This window comes from Slackia sp. (assembly GCF_977041755.1).
Window position 1 is genome coordinate 1 of sequence record NZ_CDRRGL010000084.1, and the last position, 8,462, is coordinate 8,462.

The 8,462-nt window shown below is 57.6% G+C and carries 7 protein-coding genes; 2 read left to right on the forward strand and 5 right to left on the reverse strand.

Features of this window, described 5'->3' with window-relative positions; translation table 11 throughout:
• The 4 genes from ACWI8T_RS06810 to ACWI8T_RS06825 form a co-directional block, all read right to left on the reverse strand.
• The coding region (locus ACWI8T_RS06810; protein ID WP_449138396.1) for a class I tRNA ligase family protein at positions 1-805 on the reverse strand (805 nt) is incomplete at its 3' end.
• 304 nt (positions 806-1,109) lie between these two features.
• A complete protein-coding gene (locus tag ACWI8T_RS06815; RefSeq protein ID WP_245910300.1) occupies positions 1,110-2,225 on the reverse strand; it encodes a coiled-coil domain-containing protein in 1,116 nt (371 codons plus the stop codon).
• 272 nt (positions 2,226-2,497) lie between these two features.
• Entirely contained in the window at positions 2,498-4,015 is a 1,518-nt protein-coding gene (locus tag ACWI8T_RS06820; protein ID WP_288168834.1) for an IMP dehydrogenase, read from the reverse strand.
• Positions 4,016-4,335: 320 nt separating this feature from the next.
• Complete coding sequence (locus ACWI8T_RS06825; RefSeq protein WP_449138397.1) at positions 4,336-5,331, reverse strand: helix-turn-helix transcriptional regulator; 996 nt, start codon at positions 5,329-5,331, stop codon at positions 4,336-4,338.
• Between the two features lie 197 nt (positions 5,332-5,528).
• Here ACWI8T_RS06825 and ACWI8T_RS06830 point away from each other — a divergent pair, with 197 nt between their 5' ends.
• Together ACWI8T_RS06830 and ACWI8T_RS06835 are read left to right on the forward strand one after the other, a co-directional pair.
• On the forward strand, positions 5,529-6,953 hold the full coding sequence (locus ACWI8T_RS06830) for an aminopeptidase (RefSeq protein ID WP_449138398.1): 1,425 nt from the start codon (positions 5,529-5,531) through the stop codon (positions 6,951-6,953).
• A 138-nt stretch (positions 6,954-7,091) separates the two neighbouring features.
• Positions 7,092-8,036, forward strand: a complete 945-nt coding sequence (locus ACWI8T_RS06835) for an SGNH/GDSL hydrolase family protein (protein ID WP_449138399.1) — start codon at positions 7,092-7,094, stop codon at positions 8,034-8,036.
• 236 nt (positions 8,037-8,272) lie between these two features.
• On the opposite strand, the gene ACWI8T_RS06840 is transcribed toward ACWI8T_RS06835, so the two are convergent.
• Positions 8,273-8,462 (reverse strand): heavy-metal-associated domain-containing protein (locus tag ACWI8T_RS06840; protein ID WP_449138400.1); only part of this gene is annotated, 190 nt, incomplete at its 5' end.

Here is an 8,462-nt window from a genome sequence, read left to right on the forward strand (position 1 = left end):
CGAAGAAGCTCGCGCCAAACAGCGTGTCGGCACGCGTGGTGAACACAGTGATGATGTCGTCTTCAGCGGGCTCGGCGGGCACGTTGCCGTCTTTATCGCACAGCACGAAGTCGACCTCGGCGCCTTCAGAGCGGCCAATCCAGTTGGACTGCTGCTGCTTCACGCGCTCGGGCCAGCCTTCGAGCTGGTCAAGGTCGTCGAGCAGCTCCTGCGCGTAATCGGTGATCTTCAGGTACCACTGCGTGAGATCGCGCTTCTCGATTTCGGAATCGCAACGCCAGCAACGGCCCTCGATAACCTGCTCGTTCGCCAGAACAGTCTGGCAACCCGGGCACCAATTCACGGGAGAGTTGCGGCGTTCGACGAGGCCGCGCTCCCAGAATTTCTCGAAAATCCACTGACCCCAGCGATAGTACTCAGGGTCGCACGCAACAACGGTGCGGTCCCAATCGTAGGAAAAGCCCATGCGCTTAAAGCTGGCCTTCTGGGTTTCGATGTTGGCATACGTCCATTTGGCAGGATGGCTATGGTGCTTGATGGCGGCATTTTCTGCAGGCAGGCCAAAGGCGTCCCAACCCATGGGGTGCAAAACGTCGAAGCCCTTCATACGATAGTAGCGAGCAATAACGTCGCCAATCGAATAGTTGCGGGCGTGGCCCATATGAATGTCGCCCGAGGGATACGGGAACATTTCCAAGATGTACTTCTTGGGACGCCCGTCTTCTTCATGCACCTTGTTGATGCCGCTTTCTTCCCAAGCCGCTTGCCAACGCGGCTCGATCTCGAGAGGGTTGTATTCCTTCATGTGTGCTCCTGCTAATCCGGAACTTCAGCGCATACGCATGCGCAACGATAATTTGCCTATTGTAACGCGCCTTTGCGCTTCATACAAAAAAACGTCCGCAAACGCGGGCGGTAATGCAGCTCAATAGGAAATATTCAAATGAAATTCAACAAGCTCGGGCTTGGATTGAATATGGAACCGCTCGCCAGCCCGCCGTGCGATACGTATTGGGAAACGCATCGATCGAGACCGCCCTTTCTTTACATAGTGTTCCGTTACGTAAAGAAGCGGGCGGCGTGGCCCCTAACGATGCGGGCACTTGCCCCTACAGGAAACGGTAAGAAACGGTGCGCACGCCCCAATCGAAACAACTGCTCGCGCCAAGGGCCTTCCATACACCAGGCTGCAAATCGAGCGCACGGGAGCCGCCGCCCAGGCCACCGCAGTCGTTCACCACAGCGACAACCGTGCGGCCACCATAGCTGATTTCGACCGAGCGCCCAAAATAGGATCGGTAGTTAGGCATAGACATAGGAACAGCCACGCCCATGGAGCTTTCGCTGACGATTGCGCCCGTCGCGGTGTGGGCGCCCAGCGTGCCATCGCTCGTTGAGCCGTAGGCGGAAACAACGCCAGACTGCCAACCCGAGGTGCTCGTATTCGAGGAATTGGAATTGTTCGAGCCTGAACCGTTCGAGTTGCTCGATCCGCTCGACGAGCCGCTTGAAGATTGGTTGCCGGAATTCGACGCAGCGCCGTTGCCAGATTCCTCCGCTTTTTCGGCGGCGCCCTTCGATTCCTCCGCAGGGGCTTGCTCGGTTTGAGATTGGGCTTCCTGCTGGGCCTTCAGCGCTTCAGCCTGCTTTTGCAGCTCGGCCAAACGAGCGGCTTCGGCAGCAGCCTGGGCATCGCTTAAGTGCGCGGTGGCCTGGGCCACGACCTGCTGAGCTTCGGTTTGCTTGGCTTCGGCATCGGAAATAGCCTTGACCTGTTCGTCTTTTTTCTTGTTCAAATCGTCGAGGGCGTCGTTAAGCGTAGCTTCGAGCTGCTTCTGCTCTGCGATTTGACGAGCTTGGTCTTCCTGAATCGCATCGAAGTATTGCATGTTATTCACGAGATCAGAGATGCTTTGCGACTCGAGCAATACTTTAATAAGTGAGATGCCGCCTGTTTTGTACTCCTGAGTGGCATAGATGCCAAGCTTGTTTCGACCGGTCTGAGCAGCCGCCTGCGCGTCCATCACGCCCTGAGTGGCCTCATCGATTTGCTGCTGCAATTCCTCTGCCTGTTTAACAAGAGCTTCATGCTCCGAAGCAATTTGAGACATACGGGCTTCGGCGGCACTGAGCGCGTTTTGAGCATCGCTCACCTCGTCGGCATAGGCGGGTGCGGCGCACGCGAAGGTCAGCGAGCCAGCGGACAGAACGCCCGCGAGCAGCAACGCCGTTATGTTGGAAAAGGTTTTGATATAAACCGCTTTCGTCGTTTTTCTCTACGCCGCCAACCGCGCTCAATGCGCCATTAGCAGTGGCGGAAACCCGCCTTCCTATACCCACGAATCGTGTGGGAAAGAAACACAACCGCCTATTTTGAACAAACTCCCTGGTAAAGTCAATGCGAGTAGTTCACACCCCACATTAGTAACGTTTGCCCATGTAAAAAGCGACCCCGAGGGGTCGCTTTCCGTGCTGTTATTTGTTCAAAACGCAGCTTTTAGCGGACGCGAGAAGCGTACGGCGTCTTGTCTTTCAGCAAAACGTCATGAGCACCGCCCTCGACAATGGAGGTCGAAGACACGGTGGTGAGCTTCGCCTTGTCGCGGAACTCAGGGATCGTGAGCGCGCCGCAGTTGCACATCGTGGACTTAATCTTGAGCAGCGTAACGGCAATGTTGTCCTTCAGGCTGCCAGCGTAAGGCACGTACGAGTCGACGCCCTCTTCGAAGGAAAGACTCTTCTTGCCGCCGAGGTCGTAACGGCCCCAGTTGCGAGCGCGGGCAGAACCCTCGCCCCAGTATTCCTTCATGTAGGTGCCGTTGACCATGACCTTGGCCGACGGGGACTCGTCGAAACGCGCAAAGTAGCGGCCGAGCATCACGAAGTCGGCGCCCATGGCGAGTGCTAGCGAGATGTGGTGATCGTACACGATGCCGCCATCGGAGCAGATGGGCACGTAGATACCGGTCTCCTCGAAGTACTCGTCACGAGCCTTGGCGACTTCGATGGTCGCGGTAGCCTGGCCACGGCCGATGCCCTTGGTCTCGCGGGTGATGCAGATGGAACCGCCACCGATACCGACCTTGATGAAGTCGGCGCCAGCCTCGGCGAGGAAGCGGAAGCCTTCGCGGTCGACAACGTTGCCGGCACCGATTTTCACATCGTTGCCGTAGTGCTCGCGCACCCATTCGATGGTCATCTTCTGCCAGTCAGAATAGCCCTCGGAAGAGTCGATGCACAACACGTCGGCGCCAGCCTCGACCAGAGCGGGAACACGCTCGGCGTAGTCGCGGGAGTTGATGCCCGCGCCAACCAGGTAGCGCTTCTCGTTGTCGAGCAGTTCGAGCGGGTTTTCCTTATGGGTGTCGTAGTCTTGACGGAACACGAGGTAGCACAGGTTATCGTTCGCGTCGACGATAGGCAGGCTGTTGAGCTTGTGATCCCAGATGATGTCGTTGGCTTCCTTGAGCGAGGTGCCTTCGGTAGCAACCACGAGATTCTCGCGGGGAGTCATGAACTCGGAAACCTTGGTGTCGAGCGACATGCGCGAAAGGCGATAGTCGCGCTCGGTAACGACGCCGAGCAGCTTGCCGCCAGCCTGGCCGTTATCGGTGACGGGCATGGTGGAATGGCCGGTTTGCTCCTTCAGGGCGACGACTTCCTCGAGCGTGGTGTCGGGCGAAAGATTGGTGTCGGAAACGACGAAGCCAGCCTTGTACGCCTTCACGCGAGCGACCATGGCCGCTTCGCTCTCGATGGTCTGGTTGCCGTAAATAAACGAAATGCCACCTTCAGTGGCGAGGGCAACAGCCATGTGGTCGTCAGAAACAGCGGCCATAATTGCCGACACCATGGGGATGTTCAGCGAAATGGGGCACTCTTCCTGACCCTTGCGGTAACGCACCAGCGGCGTTTTCAAGTCAACCTTCGCAGGGATGCAGGACGCCGGGGTGTGGCCCGGGACCAGCAAATACTCATTGAACGTACGCGAGGGTTCCTCGTAGTAGAACGCCATCTGATGTCTCCTTCGGTTTGTGTGTTTTCCGGAACGTTAACGGAATATTATATGCGCCCCCAACGCGCGAATGCCATAGCTCCAAACAAATTCAAAGGACGCACGAAACTGAAGGACGGGAAGCAGCAATAAGGCGACGAAAACGACACTGGCCAAGGGCGAAAGGCAAGAAAACGCCCACGGGCGGTTATTCATCGAATTCCGCCCAAATGATCTCGTCGATTTTCGCCGACAGCACGCCGAGTCGACGGTGACACCTACAGCATTCGGCCACGAAAACCCCTCACACTACAACTCAACCACACTTTCGGCGTGGACCCTTACTGGTAATTCTCCAGGATTGCCGATAGGTATCCCGCATATGCCTGGCGCAACGACTGCGGCTCTTCGATTTGCACGCTCGACCCGAACGTCGCGAGCCACCCGTAAAACGTGGGCGCGGCCATAACCGTCACGCACACGCGCGCCCAACCGTCTTCCGCAGGCAGCACTTCGACATCTTTACCGAAACGGTCGACAATCGCACTCATCACAGACCCGCGCACGAGCAGCGTGACGCCGACCGATTCGCCATGGAACATGCCGAATACACGCTGCTGATGCTTGGCCACGTCAAATGATGATATCTCATCGTTGCGCGTGGCCGCTTCACTCGACACCTCGAGGTTCTGCATTCTATCGACGCGGTAATGAGTGAAACCGGCGTATTTGTCATTCCATACAATGAGATAGTATTCATCGTCCATATATGCAAGCTGAACAGGGGTTTCTTTATATATCTCACTTCCATCCCCATGCTTGCTCGTAACGCGCTTCTTATGCTCGTCGTATTTGAAATAGCGGAATTCGATTTTGCGGCGAAGCGATATCGCGCGCTGAATGGCGTCGATGTTGTAGAACACCGACTCGTTTTGGCTCTTGATACGGCCCTCGACGTGCACCTGCTTTCGCAGGTTTTCGTCCATGTATTTGCTGCCGAGCTTTCCGATGCCTTCGACGAGGGAGCGACTCTTGCTTTCGGTAAGGAATTTCGACGACTGCACGGCATCGGCCAGAAGCAGCAGCTCTTGCTCTTGGAAATCGCGCGTGGCCAAGCCGTATTCGACGGGCGCGCGATTGTACTTCAGAATGTTGTAGCCGAATGAACGCAGACAATCGATATCGCGATACAAGGTTTTACGTTCGACATTCACGCCGAGCTCGGCGAGCTTTCCGATGATTTGAGACGCGGTAAAGCCGTGATCGTCGTCGGTCTCGCGCTCGAAAATGTGAGCCAAATGCAGCAGCTTCAATTTGCTTGCGACAACTTCGGCCATGTTCGCTCCAATCGCCAACGCCCATGCTTGCTCGAAACAATTATATTCCGAAAAAGAAGATGAGTGTCCCTTGTGGTGTACACACCGAAGAAGGCTTTCGGTTAAGACCATTCTGTTTCGTTTCGCCGCCGACACGCCGCCGCGCCCATTCCCTTCTATAATGCGCTTGTGAGAATTCCCAAGCGAAAGGAACTGCTTTGGAGCACAAGAACGCATGGCTCGCATACGACGAGCCGCAGCTGGCCGAGCTCGAGAAGCTCGCGACCAACTACATCGATTTCATCAGCGCCAACAAAACCGAGCGCGAATGCGTGGCGACCGCCATCGAGCAGGCGCGCGAGGCGGGTTACGTTTCGCTCGACGAGGCGCGTGCCGCGGGCAAGCAACTCGTTGCGGGCGACAAGGTCTACGCCGAGCTGTACGGCAAAACCATCATCTTGGCGCACATCGGCAGCCGTCCCATGCAGGACGGCCTAAACATTCTGGGCGCGCACGTCGACAGCCCGCGTTTGGACATCAAGCAAAACCCGCTCTACGAATCGGGCGACCTCGCGCTGCTCGACACGCATTACTACGGCGGCATCAAGAAGTACCAATGGGTCACGCTGCCGCTCGCCATTCACGGCGTTATCGCGAAAAAAGACGGCAGCGTTGAGCGCATGAACGTGGGCGAAGACGCTGGCGACCCCGTGTTCTGCATCACTGACCTGCTCATTCACCTCGCCAACGACCAAATGCAAAAGAAGGCCTCCGAGGTTGTCGAGGGCGAAAACCTCGACGTGCTCGCAGGTGGCCGCCCTGCCGCGAAGACGGAAGATAAGGAAAACGCCGAGAAAACCGAACTCGAGAAGCTCGCGGAAAAAGAACCCGTGAAAGCGACCATGCTCGCGCTGCTCGCCGAGAAATACGGCATGGAAGAAGAGGACTTCCTTTCGAGCGAACTCGAGGTCGTTCCCGCCGGCCGCGCACGCGAGCTGGGCTTCGACCGCTCCATGGTGCTCGGCTACGGCCACGACGATCGCGTATGCGCCTTCCCCAGCTTGGTCGCGCAGCTTGAGGCGAGCGACCTTGAGAAAACAGGCATCTGCATTTTGGTCGATAAGGAAGAAATCGGCAGCGTGGGCGCTACGGGCATGACATCGATGTTCTTCGAGAACACCATCGCCGAACTCATGGATCTTGCTGGCCAGGCAGGCGATTTGCCGCTGCGTCGTTGCCTCGCGAATTCGTCCATGCTTTCGAGCGACGTGTCTGCGGGCTTCGACCCCAGCTATGCAAGCGCCTTCGAAACGAAAAATGCCGCCTATCTGGGCCGCGGCGTGGTGTTCAACAAGTTCACCGGCGCGCGCGGCAAAAGCGGTTCGAACGACGCGAACGCTGAATACATGGCCAAGATTCGCTCCATCATGGACAAGGGCAACGCCGCGTTCCAAACCGCCGAGCTCGGCCGCGTCGACGTGGGCGGCGGTGGAACCATCGCCTACATTCTGGCCGAATATGGCATGAATGTCATCGACTGCGGCGTGCCGGTGCTCTCGATGCACGCGCCGTGGGAAGTGGTCGATAAGGCCGACATGTATGAAGCGCTGAAAGCCTACCGCGCATTCCTGAAATACGCTTAGCACCACACGCGCGAAACGCTCGGCTTAACCCGTCGTTTCACGCCCCTTTTATATGAGCACAAATCGACCCGCGCGCCCGCCGCGTGGGTCGTGTGCGTTTGCACGCACGACCAAGCAACCGACCCAAGGAGCAATCTGGTGGCAAAAACGTTTTCGATCCTCGGCGATTCCATCTCCACATTCGACGGGTGGAACCCGCCGGGCTTCGATGTGTTCTACTCCGACGAGCGATTGGAGAAAACGGGCGTTACGCATGTCGAACAAACATGGTGGCACCTGCTCATCGACCATTTTGGCGGCACGCTTTTGAAAAACGACTCATTTTCGGGAAGCCTCGTGGAAGGCGGGTTCTTCCCTGCCGGCGATTCCGATGCGCGCGCAGACGCGATTCTGGGCGATGAGGGCGAAGCCCCCGACGCCATCGTATGCTTCATCGGCATCAACGACTACGGCTGGGGCGGCGCGAAAATGAATGCTGACGGCCATGGATCAGCCTGCCCTGCTGAGCTTTCCGCACAAGCGCCCGTCGAGAAGGTTCTTGCCGAACTTGCAGCACCCGGTCAAATCGAGCGTTTCAAAACCGCCTATGCTTCGATGCTCGCACGCCTTCGCGCACGCTGCCCCGAAACTGAAATCTGGTGCGTCACACTCGTTCCCGGGCGCATTGCGGGCCATGTAAAACCGCAGTTCGCTTACGATTTCCGCGGCGTTCCCTTCGCCGAATACAACGACGCCATTCGCGCAGCCGCCCATGAAGCCGGCGCTCATGTGGCCGACGCCTTCGCCTGCGGCATGGACTACGAAGCGATTGAAGGCACGCACCCCACCGCACGAGGCATGCGCCAACTCGCCGGTATGTTCGCCTGGTCGATGGAACATGAAACGGAAATTGACGCCGCCCTTGGGCGCGGTGCGCGCGAGCTTGCCACGGTTCCGCAAAGCATGCTGCCCGCCGAGCTGCTCAGCGAATGGGAAGACGCCACCCTGTGGCTCAGCGCACCGCTGTGCGCCGATAAGCCCTGCAGTTTCTGCGAGCATGCCATGGCGCCGAACAATGCCTGGCTGCTTATGTGCGACAACTAGGCACGCACGCTTCAAAAAGGCGCCGGTCCCTCGTTTTTCCGAGGAGCCGGCGCCTTCGTTTTATCTAAGCGCAACAAGCGCGCATCTAGGCAGTTCCTTCAATTGCGCAGCGACTTCAAAACTCGCTTGAAACCACTCAAGCGAAATGCTGGCAGCCGTCAATCCCAGCCGCATACGACGATCGCGCCGCATTGCGGAATGCGCGAAGGCCGAAGCGAAGCTCGATTGGCACCACCCTATCGACGACTTACGAAATACCCCGCCGCTTCAACCGCTTCCTCAACAGAAGCCTGGTCAAGGGCGTTCTTCGAAAGAATATGCGCCGTCTTCGAGCCCAAATCGACACGAGCCCACACATTGCCCGCATCAACGGAATTGATGGCATTCTGCACGTTCTCGACGCATTTCTCGCAGGTCATTCCACCA

Excerpts from the sequence above, each read along its gene's own strand:
- ACWI8T_RS06820 (WP_288168834.1), bottom strand. The coding sequence starts at position 4,015 with ATGGCGTTCTACTACGAGGAACCCTCGCGTACGTTCAATGAGTATTTG.
- ACWI8T_RS06825 (WP_449138397.1), bottom strand. The coding sequence starts at position 5,331 with ATGGCCGAAGTTGTCGCAAGCAAATTGAAGCTGCTGCATTTGGCTCAC.